At 46.4% G+C, this 17,623-nt stretch carries 13 protein-coding genes; 5 read left to right on the plus strand and 8 right to left on the minus strand.

Going from position 1 to position 17,623, the window contains the following annotated elements:
• Positions 1-10 precede the first annotated feature (10 nt).
• Entirely contained in the window at positions 11-838 is an 828-nt protein-coding gene (locus CA267_RS07820) for a DUF4198 domain-containing protein (protein WP_075608005.1), read from the minus strand.
• Positions 835-1,884: a PepSY-associated TM helix domain-containing protein gene (locus CA267_RS07825; protein ID WP_075608004.1), complete on the minus strand. Its 1,050-nt coding sequence runs from the start codon at positions 1,882-1,884 to the stop codon at positions 835-837. Before CA267_RS07825 ends, CA267_RS07820 begins: the two co-directional genes overlap by 4 nt.
• A gap of 252 nt (positions 1,885-2,136) precedes the next feature.
• Here CA267_RS07825 and CA267_RS07830 point away from each other — a divergent pair, with 252 nt between their 5' ends.
• Together CA267_RS07830 and gpmA are read left to right on the plus strand one after the other, a co-directional pair.
• The gene (locus CA267_RS07830; RefSeq protein WP_075608003.1) at positions 2,137-3,036 is read left to right on the plus strand and encodes a LysR family transcriptional regulator; all 900 of its coding nucleotides are present in this window, start codon (positions 2,137-2,139) and stop codon (positions 3,034-3,036) included.
• 398 nt (positions 3,037-3,434) lie between these two features.
• On the plus strand, positions 3,435-4,181 hold the full coding sequence (gene gpmA / locus CA267_RS07835) for a 2,3-diphosphoglycerate-dependent phosphoglycerate mutase (protein WP_075608002.1): 747 nt from the start codon (positions 3,435-3,437) through the stop codon (positions 4,179-4,181).
• A 146-nt stretch (positions 4,182-4,327) separates the two neighbouring features.
• On the opposite strand, the gene nagZ is transcribed toward gpmA, so the two are convergent.
• Entirely contained in the window at positions 4,328-6,163 is a 1,836-nt protein-coding gene (gene nagZ / locus CA267_RS07840; protein ID WP_139316217.1) for a beta-N-acetylhexosaminidase, read from the minus strand.
• A 302-nt stretch (positions 6,164-6,465) separates the two neighbouring features.
• Here nagZ and CA267_RS07845 point away from each other — a divergent pair, with 302 nt between their 5' ends.
• The gene (locus CA267_RS07845; RefSeq protein WP_075608000.1) at positions 6,466-8,667 is read left to right on the plus strand and encodes a TonB-dependent siderophore receptor; all 2,202 of its coding nucleotides are present in this window, start codon (positions 6,466-6,468) and stop codon (positions 8,665-8,667) included.
• A 434-nt stretch (positions 8,668-9,101) separates the two neighbouring features.
• Here CA267_RS07845 and CA267_RS07850 read toward each other — a convergent pair whose 3' ends face one another.
• The 3 genes from CA267_RS07850 to CA267_RS07860 form a co-directional block, all read right to left on the minus strand.
• Complete coding sequence (locus tag CA267_RS07850) at positions 9,102-10,409, minus strand: M20/M25/M40 family metallo-hydrolase (protein WP_075607999.1); 1,308 nt, start codon at positions 10,407-10,409, stop codon at positions 9,102-9,104.
• A 204-nt stretch (positions 10,410-10,613) separates the two neighbouring features.
• Complete coding sequence (locus CA267_RS07855) at positions 10,614-11,147, minus strand: phosphatase PAP2 family protein (protein ID WP_075607998.1); 534 nt, start codon at positions 11,145-11,147, stop codon at positions 10,614-10,616.
• 101 nt (positions 11,148-11,248) lie between these two features.
• A complete protein-coding gene (locus CA267_RS07860; RefSeq protein WP_075607997.1) occupies positions 11,249-12,010 on the minus strand; it encodes a DUF3108 domain-containing protein in 762 nt (253 codons plus the stop codon).
• 440 nt (positions 12,011-12,450) lie between these two features.
• Here CA267_RS07860 and CA267_RS07865 point away from each other — a divergent pair, with 440 nt between their 5' ends.
• Positions 12,451-13,332, plus strand: a complete 882-nt coding sequence (locus CA267_RS07865) for an alpha/beta hydrolase (RefSeq protein ID WP_170669032.1) — start codon at positions 12,451-12,453, stop codon at positions 13,330-13,332.
• 54 nt (positions 13,333-13,386) lie between these two features.
• Here CA267_RS07865 and CA267_RS07870 read toward each other — a convergent pair whose 3' ends face one another.
• Positions 13,387-14,475, minus strand: coding sequence for a Gfo/Idh/MocA family protein (locus CA267_RS07870; protein ID WP_232367613.1), 1,089 nt, complete (start codon positions 14,473-14,475; stop codon positions 13,387-13,389).
• Between the two features lie 210 nt (positions 14,476-14,685).
• On the opposite strand from CA267_RS07870, the gene CA267_RS07875 reads away from it, so the two are divergent.
• Positions 14,686-15,894, plus strand: coding sequence for an MFS transporter (locus CA267_RS07875; protein ID WP_075607995.1), 1,209 nt, complete (start codon positions 14,686-14,688; stop codon positions 15,892-15,894).
• Here the strand turns inward: CA267_RS07875 and CA267_RS07880 are convergent.
• On the minus strand, positions 15,880-17,307 hold the full coding sequence (locus tag CA267_RS07880; protein ID WP_075607994.1) for a glycoside hydrolase family 140 protein: 1,428 nt from the start codon (positions 17,305-17,307) through the stop codon (positions 15,880-15,882). The genes CA267_RS07875 and CA267_RS07880 overlap by 15 nt on opposite strands.
• Positions 17,308-17,623 lie beyond the last annotated feature (316 nt).

Raw genomic sequence — 17,623 nt, forward strand, 5'->3', positions numbered from 1 at the left:
AGTACCACTATCACATAGGCAAAACTTCCAGCACCACTACATACGTACCCCGACGCGTTTTTGCCGGTGCTTTTGCTTTATTATCTTCATATTCAGCTTCCAGCCAATACATGCCGGGATCTGGAAACTGCAATGAAATTTTTCCCTGAGCGTCCGCTTTTACTTCTATTGGATTTGCCGTATCACGGTATTTTTCGCCTTCTTTAACCACTGTTACCTGAGTTGCTGCAGCGCTTTCTCCATCCATGATAAAACGGAATTCCACATTTTCATTCACGTAGAGATCGTTCGGATGCGTTGTGGCAACAAGCTCCAGCCCCTTATTAGTCGGTTTTAGCACTGTATCAGATGGTGCCCCTGAGGTGACGTAAACCTCCACGCGGCGCGCCGAATCCACCACTTCAAGATTCTTAGCATCTTTGGGTACTGCGGCCTCAAATTCTGCGGGCGACGCGACTTCTCCTCGACCAGGCCAAAAATGGCGTTCACCCTTTTCGTCTTCCCACCGCGCGCTAATGCTGCGAGAACTAGAAGCCACTTTGTAGGTGCCTTCCTGCGTTAATTCAAGATCAAAGACACTACGGTAGTGCAGCTTGTGTGGGTTTTTTAGCTCAATATTTTTGCCATCCGGTGAAAAAGCGTTAAGACGCTCCAGTGGCATGGCAAAGTGATCAGGTGCAAAGATCCCATTGGCAATGGCTGCATCGAACGTGATCCACTCGTTTTCCCCTGATACCACAGTTGTTGAAGGCTTTATCCATACTCGATGGGCAGAGGTAAAAGGACTAACGAGCAACAACGACAATGCGCTGGCGCCAATGATTAGGGATTTTTTCATGAATGAGGCTCCGTTTTCAGTTCTATAGTGGTAATTTCGTTTTTACCCTGGGCTTTTTCAGTGCTTGCTGTGGTAACAGGTAAGGTGAGAGGAACGCTCAACACTTCTCTGCCGCCAAGCTCCCTCGCCGCTTCGACGTAAAGAACATAGTTTCCGGCTGGCAAGTTATCAAAAGTACCATCAAGGTCTACGGTGGATGTTCCCGGACGGCGGGTGGCGCCGCTAACACCATCAATTGGCAGCTCTGCTGACCGGCCGCTTCGACGCCACCACAAACGCAAGTCCTTAAGCCATTTTTCGCCCTTTTGATTTTCCATTTGGGTGTCGTACCACACAGCAATATCTTTTACCCGCTTAGCTTTATCGTCCGCCAGCCACACTGCCACATAAGGCGCGTGATATTCCGCAACCTTTATACGTGGTAGCGTAATTTTTAATTCGTCTGCTTCTGCATGTGCGGGATAAAGTAAAAAAGCAACAGGAATAAGTAGTCCTGCAATTACCAGGGGCCAGGTTGACTTCCGCCCCTTCGCGTAACGTTTTAACAGCCATAAGCCAGTGAGCGAAAATACAACGCAGGCAGCAGAAAAAATATCAATGAACCAGCGCCATGCCGGGCCGGTATTGCGGCCTTTGTGCAAGTCGTTAAGGTAGGCTAATGTCCCTCTGTCTGTTGCCTCCTGATAAAACTCTCCGGTATCAAGTGCAACGGTGAACCAGCGATCACCACCGGGGCGCGGCGATGCTACATATAATTCATTTTGCTCCCATTGTATTAACGCTGAATCAGATAAAGCCATTCCTGTTGTCTCCTTGTACCAACTGTAAAATGTTTGCGGTAATTGGCGCGATGGTTTTAATTGCCTTAACAGAGAAGCCGGCACAAGATTTTCAATGCTTGCGATTTGCGGCTCGCTTTCAATGTCCGCAGCATGATTAAGAGTGATACCCGTGGCAGCAAATAACAACAGGCCGATCAAACAGATCGCCGAGCTTACCCAATGCCAATTTTTTATGTTCCAGAAGTGGCGGGACATCCAAGACATTTAATACTCCACATACACAGCTACCGTACACGCTGAGCTATGCTTGTTCCTGATTCATTTTCTACTTTGCTGAACACGCCTTAAGCGGGTTATCAGCAGGCGAATTCAACTGGCATACGAGCGTTGTTATCGCGGCCTAACAACTCACCAAACTTAAAAAAAATGAGAATTATTTCTATTTAGAGTAAACTGCCGGGCGCACGTAAACAATATATTTTTTCTAAAGGTTTATTTAAGGAACGTTAAACCCTAATGAATATAAAATTATTGCGATCACTGCAGGTTTTTGTGCAGGTCGCCGATACCGGAAATATGAGTCTGGCGGCAAAATCGTTGCATATGACAGTCTCTGCCATTAGCCAGCAACTGCGAAAGCTGGAACAGGATATTGGCCTTAGTCTTTTTAATCGAAATACCCGCAGCCTCAATTTAACTGAAGCCGGACATATCTATTATCGTTCCAGCATAAAATTAATTTGCGAGGCAAAAAAAGCGCAACTTGAGATAGAGGAACTCCAGCAAACGCCCTCGGGTGAGCTGTCTATCATCGCGCCAGAAGGCTTTGGCGGTGGTTTACTCACTCAACCGATAAAACATCTTACCTCGCAGTTTCCAAAGATAAAGATCGCGCTACAACTCATTGACTTACCCGGCGATGTTATTTCTTCAGGTGCCGACATTGCACTGTGTCTGCAGCCCATGAACGACGCCAATCTGGTGTGCCATCATCTGGCGACATGGCAACGGGTTCTTTGCGTAGCAGGGGATCACGAGTTAGCTTCTATGACCGAGATCAATCCAGCCGCGTTGGAGACACACTGCTACATCGCGCATAAGCTATTGGAAGACTTTCAGTTACAGGAATCGCTGGTGCAGGAAACGGAGCAGCGCGAGCACAAGTTGCCACCACCCCGGGTAACAGTAAATTCTATGCAAGCGCTTATCCAGCTTACACGCGATGGCGTTGGATATGGCGTTTTACCTGAACCAGAAGTCAGGCATTACCTAAAAAATGGTGAGCTTGTACAGATTTTCCCCCAGCACAAGCTTCCAGAATACAGTGTGTACGCTGTTACGCCGAAACATGAATCAATGCCAGTTAAGACCTTGGCGGCGGTAGAATGTATGCAAAACTGGTTTTCTTCAGTTTAACAAACAATTTATCAGAATTTGATAGCCTTCTTTACCAGGCTCCCGGTTCTGGTGCCACGTGGCCGAAAACGATACTGTTTCGTCCGTCTGCATTTTGAGTCTCCCATTTCAACTGGCATAGGAGGTTTGGCTTGCTTGCGAGGAGGGTTGTTTACAATCATGCTGATGCTCATAAATAATGTCCTAACTTTCATGCTACGTCGTAAGTGAAGAAGCATAAGTCATACCAGCCAGAGCATATCCAAATTTTTGCTTGGAACGAACGATAGTACACCTGATTCGGAACTGGATTTTTACTGAGGGATCAAGGATGATAAGCCTACCTCTTATCATCGCTGGTCACTGTGACCATCAACCCATTTTGCATTCAAGCAACTAAGGATTAAAGGTAACTTTTTATGTATAAACTGGTACTTATCCGCCACGGCGAGAGTCAGTGGAATCTGGAAAACCGTTTTACCGGCTGGCACGACGTAGACCTTACTGAAGCAGGCGTTGCGCAAGCAACTAACGCTGGAAAGCTATTAAAAGACGCGGGATTCGAATTTGATTTAGCCTATACTTCAGTTCTGCTGCGAGCAATAAAGACGCTTAATCTGGCGCTGGAAGAAATGGGGCAGCACTTCATCCCTGTAGAGCGCCACTGGCGTCTGAACGAACGTCACTATGGCGCCTTGACTGGCCTGAATAAGGCGGAGACTGCCGAAAAGCATGGTGAAGAGCAGGTAAAAATCTGGCGCCGCAGCTTTGATGTACCACCACCGGAAGTGGATACCGACAGCCCCCATTTTCCTGCCCATGACCGTCGCTACAGCAATGTAGACCCTTCCATTTTGCCTAAAGCAGAAAGTTTAAAGCTGACCATAGAACGCGTTCTTCCCTACTGGCATGACGTGATTCGTCCAAGCATCCAAAATGGCAAACGTGTTATCATTGCTGCTCATGGGAACAGTTTACGCGCTCTTGTGAAATATCTGGACGATATGTCAGAAGATGAAGTGTTAGAACTTAATATTCCCACAGGTGTGCCGCTGGTATACGAACTGGATAAGGATCTTAAGCCGGTTTCCCGAGAATATTTAGGCGATCCTGCAGCCATCAAGAAAATGATGGACGCTGTAGCTAAGCAAGGTAAAGCTAAGTAATGTAAATAGCTGCTTAGAAAGGCAGCTTAATTCAACGTTAAAAGCAGCATCATCCGGTGCTGCTTTTTGTTGGTGCACCTTTCCACACCACTGTTTAGTACTAACCCGCATTAGCATAACATCTCATCTCAATCCTAAAGGATCGCTCAAGGGCGCGCTGCCATTGGCGAAATCCCTAGCGGTTTAAGCGCTCCACTTAACACTTTTATTAAACTATCAATCGCTCCTCCCACAAAAACATCTTTACCCTGTTGCCTTACCGGATAAACACTGTTGCTGTAAGTAGCAAGAACCACGTCACTGCTTTTACTAAGATTCGAGTTATCATTGGGCATGCGCAGATAAACCAAGATATTTTTTATTCCGCGCTGGCTTGTCTGAACTAATAAGTCAGGCAGCATTGCCTGCACTTGCTGGTAGCCTATCACCACCTGAGCGTTTTTATTGCGGTCTTCCATGCCTCCCAACTCCACTACACTTGGGGAGGGCGTAATACTGCCAAGTATCAACACATTGGCTTCTTCCATTCCCTTACGCAACATGTCTTCTTCAAGAGCCTGAAGATTTAAACAATGAAATTTTTGGTTTGGAAGATACATTTCCAGACAATAACTCACGGCTTTGGTCGTGGGCGCATCCGGCATCAGTATGAGCAAGGTGTCTTTGGGCGCGATAACTGCTTGTTCAGCGCTGCCTTTTAAAAGCGTAATGGCGTTATCGCAAAGTTGCTGGGCAATACTTTTATGTGCTGCAAGATTGTCGATTGCCGCGGCTTGAGAATCCCATTGCCATGTGGAAAGCTGAAATCTGTTTTTTGTCTCGCGAATCCGCTGCGCCGAATGTGTAATCTCCCCTATTGATAGCTCTCCTTGTTTAACGGCTTCCACAAGATAATCGAGAAGCTCGTAAAAGCGCGCAATACCAGAAGGCGAATGTACGCTAAGCGGCATGACTACAATATCGGTTCCTGCGGCAAAAGACGCCACCACCGCCTCAAACTGATCAAAAAAATTGCTGATTCCTGCCATATTCATGGCATCAGAGACAATTATGCCGTTAAAACCAAGTTCGCCACGTAAAATATCGGTAAGAATTGCCTTCGACAACGTGGCGGGTTTAATTTGTGCTTTACCGGCTTTGTCCACAAGTGTGGAATTATCCAGCGCCGGGTACTGAATGTGGGCAGTCATTACCATTGCCGGCGCGCTTTTACTAATGATGTAGCGAAACGGATAAAGATCTACAGCATCAATCTGCTGACGGTCATGATTAACGATAGGCAGTGCAAGATGGCTGTCTTCGCTGGTATCACCATGTCCGGGAAAGTGTTTTAACGTGGCCAGTACACCTTCTTGCTGCATAGCACTGGCTTGCGCTAACCCCAGTTGCGCTACCTCGGCAGGCGATCGGCTAAAAGCACGAACATTAATAACCGGATTTTGTGGATTTACATTTACGTCGATGTCTGGCGCAAAGTTGGTGTTTATTCCCAGTTGTTTGAGCTCTCTTGCTAAAATCTGGCCGCTAAGCCTGGCGAAGTGAGTACCGTGACTCTTCAGCGTTGCGCCGATTGCCATATTACCTGGCAGGTCGGTGGTCATGGTTGGTGGAGTGCGAAAAACGCGGCCGCCTTCCTGATCAATCGCAATGAATAGCGGCTGGCTGGCGTCAGACGCCATTGCTGCGCGCTGTAAACTTTGCGTAAGTTGCGTGATCTGCTGATAGTCGATAAGATTTTCTTTAAACAGGATCACGCCACCTACACTGCTGCGTTGAACCAGATCAGCTAAATCATCAGGAAGAGCGGTTACAGGTTGCTTTCCGGAAGCAGCATTATCTTTTACGTCTTTTTCTGTGGCGCAGAAATAGCGAAAATCCAGCATTAACTTTTGCGCTAAGTCGAGACGTAACGCTTTTTCTTCCTCAGCAGACATACGCGACATTCGAACGCGATGACTGCCTGAATGTGACGAGCTGTCCAATATTTTCTCCAACTAAACAATTTTGCTACTTCACCATCCTAAAAAACAAAAAGTACTTCTGTTTTTAAAGGCAGTATAAGCAAAATGTAGCAGTTTCTACCGTAATATCTGTAACGAATTTGCTGTAATCAGAGTCATTCCTGTTATTCCAAATATCGGCTTTCCAACTTCAACCGCAAGTTTTCCTTACAATACCTTTTAGAAAATCAACGTGTTCCGCAAAAATGATAATGATAACCTTTATCATTTGTGTTAGTTTAGCGCTTCTTAACCCTTAGGTAATAATTTTTTGGAGCACACTCGTGAAATTTAACTATCTTCCCTTATCTACTGCAATCATGGTTGCTCTTTCTCCAGCAATAGCTCTGGCGGAACAAGATACTGAGGCAAGGGTTGAACAGGCCGATGCGAATCAGGAAAATAACAACAAAGAAAACAATGACAGTCTTGAGGTAATAACGGTTAGCGGCAGATACAGTGTTGCTCAAACGTTAGATACTGCTACTGGCTTAGGTTTAACATTACGTGAAACCCCACAATCAGTTTCTATTCTTACTTCTGAAAGAATATTGGACCAAAATATTACCACTATTCTGGAAGCCGTAAATAATGCCGTGGGTGTGACTTCTGAAGAAACGGATAACGTTCGAAATTCCTTTTACGCCCGCGGTTTTCGCGTTGACAGTTATCAAATTGATGGTGTGCCTACATCCTGGAGTTTAGGCGGCGATTCTGGCGAAACTGTAGCCGACACCGCCATTTATGAACGCATTGAATTTGTTCGTGGCGCCACCGGACTGCTAACTGGGGTTGGCGACCCTTCGGCTTCTATTAACCTGGTCCGCAAACATGCCAACAGCAAAGAACTCACCGGTTATGTAGATGTAGCAACAGGAAGCTGGAATAAAAAACGCCTTACTGCTGACGTATCAACCGGTCTAAATGAAGACGGAAGTATTCGTGGCCGCGTTGTAGGTCGCTACCTGAACGGCGAATCTCATGTAGATTATTACGAAGACAACAGTAACGTTTTTTACGGCGTAATCGAAGCCGACTTGTCAGATTCTACCTTGGTGCGCGCAGGAGCAAGTTATCAACATACTGACCCTGAAGGCACAGTATGGGGAGCTCTGCCAACTTTCTTTTCTGACGGGACCCAAGCCGATTGGGACGTTTCCAAAACCACCGCTATGGATTGGAACCGTTGGGAAACAAAAAATACTAACTATTTCGCTAGCATAAATCACTTTTTCAGTAACGGCTGGGAGATTATTGCAAACTACAATAAGATAAAATACGAAAAAGCATCGAAGTTGCTGTACGTCTATGGCTCTTTAGACAAAGAAACGGGAACTGGGTTAAACGCGCAGCGGTACCGCAGTAACGGCGATTCGGAGCAAGACAGCTTTGATATACAGTTGAAAGGCGATTTCAAACTTTTCAACCAGACTCACGACTTCGTACTTGGGGCATTACATAGCGATCAGGAAGCCGATACCTTTACCCAGAATCCGATTGGCGGTGATATGAGCGGCGGCTTTGACCGGGTTGACGTAGGTAACTTCTACGAATGGGGCGGTTTATCTGAGCCTGAGTGGGTTGATGAAAAAGTCCAGTCTCAAGGTAGTGAAACTGAGCAGGAAGGCTATTATGCCGCCACAAGAATTTCAGCGACAGATAGCTTAAAATTTATTGTAGGTGCAAGGGTGGCAACCTGGTTACGCACCGGCTTTGATTGGAGTGGTGATATTGATTACGGCGACGAAGATGAGGTCATCCCTTACGCTGGAGCGTTATACGATATTTCTGAACAACATAGAATTTATGCTAGTTACACAGAAATTTTTAAACCGCAAAGCGAACGAGATGCACAAGCCAGATTTCTTGACCCTCTAGAAGGTAAAAGTTCTGAAATTGGTTTAAAAAGTGCTTTTCTGGACGATCGCCTTCACACTACGCTGGCAGTATTTAAGATTGAACAGGATAATTTAGCGCAAATCGACCCAGACTTCGTGAGTACAACGCCAGATCAGCTTACTGCTTATATCCCTGCGCAAGGCACCGAAAGTGTGGGTTTTGAAGTAGAAATCGTAGGTCAGCCAATTGACGGATGGAACATTACCACCGGTTATTCACAATATGACGCTGAGGATGCACAAGGTAAGGACATTAATACTGATAATCCGACTAAACAATTTAAACTGTTTACCACTTATCAGTTTGTAGATTCGTTACCTGAACTTACCGTTGGTGGCGGCTTTAACTGGCAAAATGAAACCTATTCCACCGGCACTAATCCTGCTGGAGTGCCTGACAGATTCACTCAAGACGCATATGTTCTTGCTAACTTGATGGCGCGTTATCAGTTCTCGGATGCACTAAATGTTCAGTTTAATGCCGCAAACATTACTGACGAGAAGTATTATTCGCAGGTAGGCCAATTTAGCTCTTACCGCTATGGAACACCCAGGAACTTTACCGTCAGCGTGAACTACAGCTTTTAAGTAAAAGGAAGGGCTGGTGCTTATTCAGTGCCAGCCCTGCCCCTTCTTTCATAAGAATGTTCGAGCCTCAATTTTCCCTATCAACGCTTTCCCCAAATTTAGCTCTTAATAACCTAAGTTAGATTTGTGCTGCAATTCACTCTGTTTCTGATCAATGGTATTTCATTTGGCAGAAAAGGTATTAAACGTGGCATTCTGCCAGCGCACCTGCGCTTTTGGAAAGCGTATGAATTACAGCCAGATTAATAAGTGACTGATACTCGATTTACACCAAATACGCACAGTAATAAAACCGTCAGAATTCCATGATGATCGCCCTAATCCCACTTAGGCTTTCTCACCTGTCGATACGCGCTACTGATTCGTTAACTGTGTACATCAGTTTGCGTTAGTGACAGGCAACACGTTTACGTAAACAAGAGTGTGGTGCCGAATTAGTTGCTCTTTAAACGATACATCAACACGGCAGCGCGTTTTGCCTGTGATGACAGAGAGTCTATATTTCCCTTCTCTTCAACGGTGTGTCCGGCAGTGCCGCTCATCCCTAAACCATCGATAGCCATATCAACATAGGCAGAGGTAAAAGACACATCTGCAGCTCCAGCATTAAGAGGATCCACCGCCTCTACCTTGCCGAACCCTAACTCTTCACTCACGTTGCTATAAATGCTGAGTAGTTTTTTGTTGCCTTCGGTAGGCGCTAAAGGCGGATAGCCTTCACCAAATTCCATTTTACTCTGCGTTTGTGGAAGATGGCTGGCCACAATCGCTTCCATTTTATTTTTTACCCGCGCTACCTGTTCTTCGGAAATACCGCGGATATCACCAGTCACGATGGCGGTTTCTGCAACCACATTATTTTTACCAAAAGTAGTGCCGCTGTTTTTCGTGCTGTTGTGAGTAACCGTTGTGCCACCCATAATGCGCCCAGGATTATATGTCAGCAGTTTTTCTTCTCGCAGTTCTGTATAGAAGGTATTTAACACCCGCGCGGCTTCATAAATGGCCCCGGCGCCTACGTCGTCTTTAAATATTTGTGAGGAATGGGATGGCACACCTTTTACGTTTAGCGTCCAGTCAATGGAGCCACGCCGGGAAATATTAGCGGTTTTCGGGTTGCCGTCACCGTTTTCAAAACCTATCGCGATGTCCGCCCACTTTGCCCCATCAATCAGAGCCTTTTTGGATAGCGTTAATGGGCGGCCGCTTAACTCCTCATCGCCCGTCATTACTACCATAATATTCATGTCAATCAATTCACCAGCTGCCTGCAACGCCCGAAGCGACTGCAAAATGACAATATCGCCTCCTTTCATGTCGGCAATTCCTGGCCCTTTCGCCACGTTATCGCTAATGTATTCAAATTTTTGAAAAGGACTGTCAGGTTCAAATACGGTATCTAAATGTCCAATCAGCAGCAGTTTTGGTCCTTTCCCGCCATTGAGCTCAGCTACGAGATGCCCTGCCCGATTAAATGCTGAACCGTCCTCAAAGCGCGCATCAAACCCTAGCTTTTCAAATTCAGGAATCAGAACATCGGCGACTTGGCGAACCCCAGCAAAATTCATGGTGCCGCTGTTAATGTTCACTACCTTTTCCAGCAGTTTCACAGCTTCAGGATGCGTATTGTCGATATGCTTTACTATTTTACTTTCTGTGGACGACACAGCGGCCCAGGCGGAGCTGACGTTTGATACAAGCACCAACAGCGCACAACACTGTTTAATAAATCTACATTTCATCACGTTATCTTCCACATTATAGATTTTTGCGCCCGCGCAACTAAGGTTGTACTGCTACACTGTGCTGGGGTGTTTTTATACAACTTACGAAGATTATCGCCTTTTAGCAAAGCTTTTCGCTTAACCGCTTGTGCTAGCGGTAAACTGCAAGAAGCGGCGGTACTCTCACTCGATCAGTCGCGGCTGATAAAATCACCGGCAAGCTTAAAATGTCCCGCTCACGAAAATGCCGCTGTAATCGACGCTGGCTACAGGCGTAATTTGCACACCCTCAATACTATGGGTGAAAAAATAACTGCTAAGGGCGCCAATTGCAGCACCAGCTCCCACATCGGCCCAATCGTGCTTATCTGCATCGACTCGTGTCCACGCGACGTAAGACGCCACAGCGAAGGCAGGAACGCCGTATTTTTTACCGTAACGCAGCTGCAAAAACGTGGCAGCCTGAAATGCCATAGACGCATGACCTGAAGGAAATGCATCATCACCAGAAAGATCAGGTCTGTCTTTATGTACCGTCATTTTTAATAATTGCGTAGCTACAACATTGCTGGCAAAAGAACGGTAAAACTCATAGCGTCCGGTTTTGTCATCTTCGACGAAAGTAAGTGCATACGCTGTTGCAGGTAACAAAATGCGGCCAATATCACCGCCGTCTTCATGGGTTGCTGCATTGGCCAGCTTGCAAAAGAACAGGAGGAGAAAAGCGCAAACACTGCGAGAGGTAAAGGAATACATAATTATTTCCGAATTTTTATTGTAATTAAATTTTTTACTGAATGGGTGGTGCTATTATTCCCGACATTGCAAAGATTTACACGCTTACATGCAACTTGAAGCTACAGCAGGTTTAACTCCGCAACAGTCAGTGTAGCCTGTTCGTCTCCCTCGTTTTCCTGGGTTACCTGTACTGGCAAATAGTTTACAGAAGTGGCAAACCAGATGGCCGTTTTTCTGGCACTGGTTTCCCGCACGCGCGTAAATTTCTCCGTTTCAAACTTACCGAGTGATGTCTCGATAGTTTCACTGCCATTATAGGTGAAATGAAATTGTTCTGGCTTCCCGCCATCATAAACGTTAAAGGTAGTATCTCCTCTCAAGCCGCGACTGACCGCCACCCTCAGCGCTTCATAAACCAGCAGCGGATCATAAATCTTTTCAGGAACAGAGGTCGCCGCCTCCCCTTCTGCGCCTTTAACGGTATGAGCAGATGGATCAAACAGATAAGCGGTGTTTTTCGTCCTTTTAAATGTACGGCTATCGGAAAGCGTATATTTCAGCGGTACTATCGATTTATCTTCCACAACGAAGCGAGCTTTTTCCCGCCGCTCAATATCATAGAACAAAATGGAGGCGGTGAAATACGTGGAAAGCTGATAGGTGCCCTCGTCATCTACTGCCAGCTCTCGCGTGGCTTTACCGTAGTTGTCGCCGTCCCGAGTGACATTATAGCGAATTTGATAGCGATTTAGCGGATCGCTAACGTCGTCGCTTCGGTCACTTGTTTCGGACGCTGGCGATTGTGCAAACGCAGGGGCAGCCACGATAAGCATGATCAACGAAAGTTGATAAAGTAATCGTAGTGAAGTTACTTTCTTCATTTTGCATCCTTCCCTGTTAGCGGTATTGATGTCTGCGGTCTGCCATTAGATACCATGCTTGCCGGTAAGTGCCGAAACTTTTTTTCTAATTTTAGCTCAACCGGTATAACGACCTCTATTGTAAGACTCGCCTATGCTGTTGACATTTTATGCTTTTATACCGATGCGAACTAATAAATACTACCTTTGAATCAGGTAAACCGATCAAGATGATGCGTTGACGGCGTAATCCTGTGACATAGCAAAAAAGGCAACTCGGTACTTAACTGTCGTCCTGCTCGTACGTTAAGAAAAAATTTGTCATTCAGTATAAAATTTCCTCATAATGCCAGTCCATGTCATTTTTAAACTGCTCTTGGAAGGTACTCATGCGCAACGTGTTTCTTGTTCTCTGCCTGATGTTTTCTGTTCCGTGCTTAGCTCAGAAGGAAGTCGATATTGTGTCTACCCCCGTTGAACTTTACCCCGACCCTATTCCCGGTGCTATTGAGTCAGATAATCAGGAGTTTTTCTCAAGAGCAGAGCCGGGCGATAAATTTGTGGCCTCAGTAAACCAGCCCAAGCTTACTGTGTATCAGCCCTCTGCAGCCAAGCGCAACGGTGTAGCTGTGCTTATTCTTCCAGGCGGCGGATACTTTGGTGTAGCCATAGATAAAGAAGGCTACGCCATTGCCGAGCGCTTTGCTAAAGCTGGCGTAACAGCCTTTGTCTTAAAATATCGAATGCCCATGGATAGCACCATGAAAGATAAAGCCACAGGTCCGCTTCAGGATGCTCAACAGGCATTAGCAGTAATTCGACAAAACAGCGAAAAGTGGGGAGTCGATGCTGATAAAGTCGGGATCATGGGCTTTTCTGCTGGTGGACATCTAGCTTCTACTGTCGCTACCCATTTTAAAAAACCTGTGATGCCAGGCTTGAGTAAAAAGCTAGTAAGGCCGGATTTTCAGGTGCTAATTTATCCGGTTATTTCTATGGAAGCAGGCATTACTCACCAAGGCTCCAGAGAATTGTTGCTGGGAAAAGCGCCTAACGGCCAACAAGTCAATGACTTTTCGAATGAAAAGCAGGTTACGGCAAATACGCCGCAAGCCTTTATTGTGCATGCTAATGATGATAAAAGCGTTCCTGTGGCCAATTCGTTGCGTTATCACGCAGCGCTGGTAGAAAAGCGCGTTCCTGTGCAGTTGCTGCTGTTACCCGAAGGCGGTCACGGCTTTGGCATGACCAATAACTTTGACTGGTTTCAGACTCTGGAAATGTGGTTACACAGCCGAGGCATTATTCCAGACAATGCCTCAGCCAGCGACAACTCATACTAATCCACCTTGATGTGTTATTTCTGAGCGAGCACACATCAGGGCGTATTAGTATTATTATAAGGTAACGCGTTTGCCGCTCTGGGCAGCGGCAAATATCGCGTTCACAATACGAATATCCCGCAGTCCTTCTTCGCCGGTTACCAGCGCCGGCCCCTTACCCAGAATCGCCTTAGCGTCGTCATCCATCTGAATAGTCTGCTGCATTCCATCAATTGCTGAAAACTCTTTACCGTCGCTGGTGGTGCCGGTAACGCCTGAATAAGACTGCATGGGTTTTAGCTGATACCAGCCTTCTCGGCAGTCAACCTTCAAATAATTCGGGCCTTTAACAACGCTGGTACCACAGTCGGCTATCAAGCCATTATCGAATTCCATGGTAAAATAGGTGGTTTCATCCACTTCACGAAATATTTTGGGATGGCTCTTTTCGTGGCGTCCGGTCACTGCCACAGGCTCCATTTTAGTCAGAAAACGCGCACCGTTTATGGCGTAAACGCCCATATCATAAAGTGCTCCGCCTCCCATTTCTTTTTGCATACGCCAGTTGTCCGCTGGTAAACCATTTCCACCGTGCCCGGCAAAGCTACTTACACTTTCAAAGGGGCCGTAAGGCATGCTTTTAGCGTATTGCGCAAAGCGCCGCGTGTTAGGCTCGTGCTGCATGCGGTAACCAATTGCCAATTTCACGTTGTTTTTGTTGCAAGCATCAATAATCGCCTGGCACTCCGCTTCATCCATTGCCATTGGCTTTTCGCACCAAACATGTTTTCCGGTATTGGCGGCTTTTACAGAGAAGTCTTTATGGGTGGAGGGCGGCGTAACCACATAAACGACGTCAATATCATCGTTATTCGCCAATTCATCCATAGTGTCATAGGTATAGACATTTTTATCTTTAATGTCGTAGCGGGACTGCCAGCGGGGAATTTTTTCCGGGCTGCCGGTGACAATTCCTCTTAGCTCGCAATATTTGGTAGCTTGTAACGCAGGTGCCAGTAGGTTTTCGCTATAATTCCCCAAGCCCAACAACGCTACCCCTATTTTTTTAGTCGGGCCACTTTCGCCATATACTTTCGGTAAAATGCCAAGTGCGGCTCCTGTTGCCATTAGCTGAACAAATTGTCGGCGGGATAAAGTATTCACATTGTGCTCCTGCAGCGGTCATACATCTGGAAATTAGTCTCAGATGCTTACGTAGTTGCGCCAATATTCAGATTACTTTTTCATCAATTCATTAATAACGCTTTCTCGAATACTTATTTTCGTGCTGTTGATAATTATGCTGAAAAATATGCGATGATTTACCTGCGGCTTCCGCTCCTTTCTCTACTTCATATATTCTGAGATATTGCTATGTCTGTTACCGAACGCTTAAGCGTTTCTTTTTACGTGTTTTTAATCGGCCGCGCCGTGTTCAGCGCTATTGACGCCATTGTGGTCACCAGCATTGCCTGGCACTTGTATGAAAGCACCAAAGACCCCTTTGATCTGGCTCTGGTGGGTTTATTTCAAATTGCGCCCATTTACCTGTTTTTCGTTTTGACCGGCTGGGTGGTAGACCACGTCTCTCGCAAGCGAATTTTACAGATTGGCGCGGTTGTACAGCTTGCTGTACTTATTATGGTTGCCTTATTAATGCAATCCGGGGATTTCAATAAATGGTATCTGCTGGGGCTAATTGCGGGGCTGGGCTCAGTAAAAGCATTTTTATCACCGGCACTACAAGCCATATTGCCCAATCTTGTCACCAAGTCTCAGCTGAGTTCTGCTATCGCGCTTACCAGCACAGTCTGGAATGTATCGCTAACGGGAGGGCCTTTTATTGCCGGGTTGTTGATAGCGCTGCTTAATTTCAAGATCTACTGGGTAATTGTGGCGTTGGCCCTGATTACATCGGTATGTTTCTTTTGGCTGCCGCCAATTAAAGCCGCCAATACAATGAAACGGTCTGCCAGCGATTTGTGGCGAGGCTTTTCATTTTTACGCGATAACCGTATTGTTCTTGGCAGCTTGCTGCTGGATTTATTAATCGTATTAGGTGGCAGTGTGGTGGCACTGCTTCCCATATATGCTTCTGACATTCTTAAGATCGGGCCAGAAGGGCTGGGGTTATTGCGGTCCATGCCCGCTATTGGCGCGGTGTTAGTGGGAATTTATCTTACCCGCTACAAAACTGAGTTTGAGAATACCGGACGCACATTATTTACCGCTCTTAGCGTATTTTCCCTCTCAGTGATTCTGTTCGCTTTAACCGACAACGTATGGCTTTCATGCACCTGTTTATTTATTTACGGCGCATCGGACATGTTCAGCGTAGTGATCCGTGGCGCCGCCATTCATCACAATACGCCGGATGAACTACGTGGCCGCGTCAGTGCGCTAAATTCAATTTTTATAGCTTCATCCAATCAGCTGGGAGATTTTCGCGCAGGCAGCGTGGCAGCCGTAGCCGGGCCAGTAAACGCAGCGCTTATCGGCGGCGTTACCTCTGTAGCGGTTGTTGTCTGGGGTTACAGCCGGTTTACCAACTTGCGCAAGCTTAAATCTTCAAGGGTAGAATAATTTCTTTTTCTTCGGTAACTGAACAACCAGCACCCAATCATTCCCCCGCTGAACCCCACCGGGCGGGTTAAATACGGGGTTGTCGTCATTATAAAATGCAAAAGCTGGATAAAATTTGCCATCCCGGGGATTGAACCACCTTGCCTGTACCGTCGCACTCTGAATTTCTTTAGTATCGATGGTAACGGGTCGCCCTGTGAAGGTGTATATCAGCGCATAATCTTTGCCGCGTAGCGCAGGCTGATAGTCATACCTTCTCCCTTGGTTAAGCACAAGATCCGGGTCGGGTCGTCGGTCAGATTGAGTATGTTTGAGGATAAGGGTTTTCAAATACGCCATTTGAGTTGCACCTTCCGCATCCATTGCTTCATGCCAACTTTGCGTAGCGCCATAAACCGGCGCCTCCCCGGACTCGGGCTGGTAAAACTGCATTACGCTGTTGTGTCCGTATGTAAAGCCAGCCGCGCCGTGAAAGACCGACCAGTAAGCATACCGTCTTACATCCTCAGACTTCCAGCGAGGCAGCGACGAATCGTGTAACCCGTAAGGAATATCTTCGTAGGAAGGTTCTCCGTCCAGCGTCGGCTTCAGCGGCTTACGCGCATAATCTTTTTGGGCATACCGCCAATTATCGGGGCCGTAGCGAAAGGAATTCCAGCTGGTATCCTGACCATAGCTTCGATGCCCGGACTGGAACATATTAAAATCCAGCCACGGGCGATTGTGAAACCATTCTGATGACATGTGTCTGCCGCGGGGATGAAATGTAATAAGGTGACGGCTGTCCAGCTTATTTAAGGTAGAACCCATTGCCTCCCAGATCTCTGTATTTTCATTTCCCAGCGTATCCCCGCCGTTCATCCAAATTATATTGGGTTTATTACCGAACCGTTTGGCTAAAAATGTAGCGTACTGAGTAATAGCGCTTTTGCTGACTTTTCCGGGTGTAATTTCCGAACCCCATACCGGCACCAACGCCACCCACAACCCTTGATCGGCTGCGGCATCAATAGCGAATTCAACATGATCCCAGTAGTCATACTCTGTCGCACTGGCAGGATTATTCCCTTTGGTAATTAACGGCTTGGTAATATTATTGCCGATCAGCGCGGCATCGCCCTGAAAATTGGTTACATCCAAGCTGTGCAGCAACATCACCTGAATAACATTAAAGCCCTTTGCCTGGCGGTTCTGCAGATACTCAAGCGTATCTTTGCGGTCGAGTTTTTTAAACATCAGCCAGGCGGTATCTGCCAGCCAGAAAAATTGCTGGCCGTTTTCTTTGGCAAAATAATGCGGGTTCTTGCCAACTACTATGTTAGGCCATAGCGCTTGCGGATCTTTTTGCGTTGCGCAGGAAAGCAAGGTTCCTATTAATGACAACAATACGAGCAGCTTTACTTTACCCGGCATTCAACGCTCCTGTCATACTGTGGTTGATAAACTAAAATGTTGTTTGATATCCAATAGGATCAGCATACGCTGGCGTAACTATTGGCGCGATATCCACCACAATCCCTCGCAGTTAAAAATGCCCCCTGATATTATCAGACAAGTTCAGCATAAGGTCAGTTCCCTGACGCGTCGGAGGACGCTCCGAGCAACGCTGAATCTTACCGTAAAAAGAAAGATAAAAAAAACCAGCGATATTGCCGCTGGTTTTGATAACCATATTTCACTATTAACAGCCAGAGTGAGATCGTGAATATTTTTTAAACAACAAGTGAAA

The organism is Alteromonas pelagimontana (genome assembly GCF_002499975.2).
In the GTDB taxonomy this organism is placed as follows: domain Bacteria; phylum Pseudomonadota; class Gammaproteobacteria; order Enterobacterales; family Alteromonadaceae; genus Alteromonas; species Alteromonas pelagimontana.

Bases quoted from the DNA above. Each gene is read 5' to 3' on its own strand.
- CA267_RS07820 (WP_075608005.1), bottom strand. From the start codon at position 838: ATGAAAAAATCCCTAATCATTGGCGCCAGCGCATTGTCGTTGTTGCTC.
- CA267_RS07825 (WP_075608004.1), bottom strand. From the start codon at position 1,884: ATGTCTTGGATGTCCCGCCACTTCTGGAACATAAAAAATTGGCATTGG.
- CA267_RS07830 (WP_075608003.1), top strand. From the start codon at position 2,137: ATGAATATAAAATTATTGCGATCACTGCAGGTTTTTGTGCAGGTCGCC.
- gpmA (WP_075608002.1), top strand. From the start codon at position 3,435: ATGTATAAACTGGTACTTATCCGCCACGGCGAGAGTCAGTGGAATCTG.
- CA267_RS07850 (WP_075607999.1), bottom strand. From the start codon at position 10,409: ATGAAATGTAGATTTATTAAACAGTGTTGTGCGCTGTTGGTGCTTGTA.
- CA267_RS07855 (WP_075607998.1), bottom strand. From the start codon at position 11,147: ATGTATTCCTTTACCTCTCGCAGTGTTTGCGCTTTTCTCCTCCTGTTC.
- CA267_RS07860 (WP_075607997.1), bottom strand. From the start codon at position 12,010: ATGAAGAAAGTAACTTCACTACGATTACTTTATCAACTTTCGTTGATC.
- CA267_RS07875 (WP_075607995.1), top strand. From the start codon at position 14,686: ATGTCTGTTACCGAACGCTTAAGCGTTTCTTTTTACGTGTTTTTAATC.
- CA267_RS07880 (WP_075607994.1), bottom strand. From the start codon at position 17,307: ATGCCGGGTAAAGTAAAGCTGCTCGTATTGTTGTCATTAATAGGAACC.